Genomic DNA, 2,152 nt, shown 5'->3' on the forward strand with positions numbered 1-2,152 from the left:
GGATGGGCTCGGGTGGCATGCATCCATTGTCGCGTCGCCGTGGCGGAGCACCTAGGGGCGGGACCCCGGTCGACCGGGAAGATCTCCCGAGTCTGTCCTGGCTGCGCGCCCTCGCCCCCGCGCAACCTTGCGGCACCGCTGCCGAGACTGAAGAGGCCGGGAGGCGCCCGGCATCCGTTGAAAGGAATCTCTGTCATGTCCACGCTCTCCGTCTCCACCGGCACTCGCGAGCACCGCGGCGTGCTGCGTGCCGGGCTCTCTCTTGCCGCACTTCTCGCGCTCGGCGACGTTGTCGCCGGAGTCGCGGCAGTGTTCGGCGGCTTCTTCGCCCCTCCGGAAGTCGGCGCGGCGATGATCGTGCTCGGGATCGGCACGCTCGTGCTCGTGCCGTTCTCCTGGGCAGGCGGCCGACGCTGGCCCGCATGGACAGCAGTTGCTCTGCGTCTGCTGTCCAGCGCGACCGGATTGCCGGCGTTCTTCATCCCAGACGCTCCCGCATCCGCGATCGTGGTGGCGGCAGCGGGCATCCTGCTTGCGGTCGCGGTCGCCGTGCTCGTCGCGCTCGGCTTCGCGGAGCGCCGGTCATGAGCGGGACGGCGCGCACCGTCGTGGACCGCCCGCCGCGGCCCCGCGCAGACCTCAGGCGCCTCGATCGGCGCGTGGGGGCGCTGCTGATGCCGATCGGACCTGCCGCGGTCGCGGTGCTGCGCTTCGTGATCCCGGGTGAACCCGTCGGTGAGTCGATCACAGCCAATCCCGATGCCCAACGGCTCGTGGTCGGGCTCGGACTCGTCGCCGTGTTCACGCTCCTGCCCGGCGCGTACTCGGCCCTGCATCTGCTACGACGCCGATCACCCCGGCTGACCGCGTGGGCAGGAGCCCTCCTGATCCCGGGGTACCTCGGCATGACGGGGCTGTTCGCCTCCGACGCCTTGGCCATGGCAAGCTACGACCTCGGAATGGATGTGACCGACATCGACCGCATCGTCACAGCGATGATGGCATTGCCCACCATGACGGTGCTGATGGTCGTGTTCGTCGTGGGGCACATCGCGGGCACGGTGCTGCTGGGAGCGGCAGCGCTCCGGGCGCGCGCGGTTCCGGTGACCGTCGGCATCCTGCTCATCGTCTCGCAGCCGCTGCACCTGCTCGCGGTCATCACGTCGCTGCGGTGGCTGGATCTCGTCGCGTGGGGACTGACCACGGTCGGCATGGCCTTTCTCGCGTGGCGCGTGCTGCGCACACCCGACGAGGAATGGGACCTTCCACCCGTGCAGGCGCGGTGACGTGTCGCCCGGGCTCAGCGCCCGGGCGACACGGCGCGCGAGCCCGGCATCCGTCCGGACGACTCCCCGGCGAGGAAGCCCGCCGCCACCGGCCGAGCCGTTCGAAAGCCTCGTTGCGCGCCGCGGTGTTGCGGGCGGATGATTCGTCGGGCTCGCTGGGTGACCTCGTGGATCGCCTGCTCGAGGCGCACGCGCGCGCGGTGTGCGGGCTGGGCGATGCGGTGACGTCGAAGGAGCGCCGGCGGATCGCGGACTGGCTGGTGAAGTACCGGAACGGGGGCAAGCAGGACTTCTTCGATCCCGACATCGTCGGTAGGCGCCCGGCTTGGGCGATGTCGGCGTCGAACGGTACCGCGCGGGCATCGCCGAGCAGTACCTCGGCCGGTATGGACGGTATCCGTTGGAGCGGCTGGCCGTGCTGGACCGGGATCCCGTCGCGATCGTCGCCGCGCATGGTAGGGAGTCGTTGAACGCGAGACTCGCGGAGCGCATCGTCGAGGACCTTCTCGAAGCGGGGCTCGACGAGGAAGCACGAGAGTACGCATGAACCGGTCTCTCCTTGCGGTGGCGCAGACCCCCGAAGCTCGTCGATCTTCTCGTCGAGCACGCGCTCGCCACCGGCGACCGGCGCCGACCTACCGGCATCGCGAGCCTGAAGAGGTCCGGGTTCGCATAGCCGCTTGGCCCGGCGCGTCATGCTCGCTATATGGCGCGCACGTCGCTGTCGGTGACGGTGGAAGCTCCTGGCGCTGCTGCGCCGCGAACCACCGGCAGCACGAACCGGCCCGGTCAACCTCGACGAGCTCAGTTCGCTCCTCGAAGGCGGCTACGCAGAGTCCAGCACGGTGGCAGAGTCCAGCACGGTG

At 70.1% G+C, this 2,152-nt stretch carries 3 protein-coding genes; all 3 read left to right on the plus strand.

Annotation, left to right across the window (positions count from 1 at the left end):
- Positions 1 to 195 precede the first annotated feature (195 nt).
- The 3 genes from QZV84_RS07935 to QZV84_RS07945 all read left to right on the plus strand — a co-directional run bounded on the left by QZV84_RS07935 (position 196) and on the right by QZV84_RS07945 (position 1,833).
- The gene (locus tag QZV84_RS07935) at positions 196 to 588 is read left to right on the plus strand and encodes a hypothetical protein (protein ID WP_292827929.1); all 393 of its coding nucleotides are present in this window, start codon (positions 196 to 198) and stop codon (positions 586 to 588) included.
- Positions 585 to 1,286 carry a hypothetical protein gene (locus QZV84_RS07940; protein ID WP_292827932.1) on the plus strand — a complete coding sequence of 234 codons (702 nt, stop codon included), beginning with the start codon at positions 585 to 587 and terminating at the stop codon, positions 1,284 to 1,286. Before QZV84_RS07935 ends, QZV84_RS07940 begins: the two co-directional genes overlap by 4 nt.
- A gap of 325 nt (positions 1,287 to 1,611) precedes the next feature.
- Entirely contained in the window at positions 1,612 to 1,833 is a 222-nt protein-coding gene (locus tag QZV84_RS07945) for a hypothetical protein (protein WP_292827935.1), read from the plus strand.
- The last annotated feature ends 319 nt before the right edge of the window (positions 1,834 to 2,152 follow it).

It is taken from the genome of Microbacterium sp. (assembly GCF_011620715.1).
In the GTDB taxonomy this organism is placed as follows: domain Bacteria; phylum Actinomycetota; class Actinomycetes; order Actinomycetales; family Microbacteriaceae; genus Microbacterium.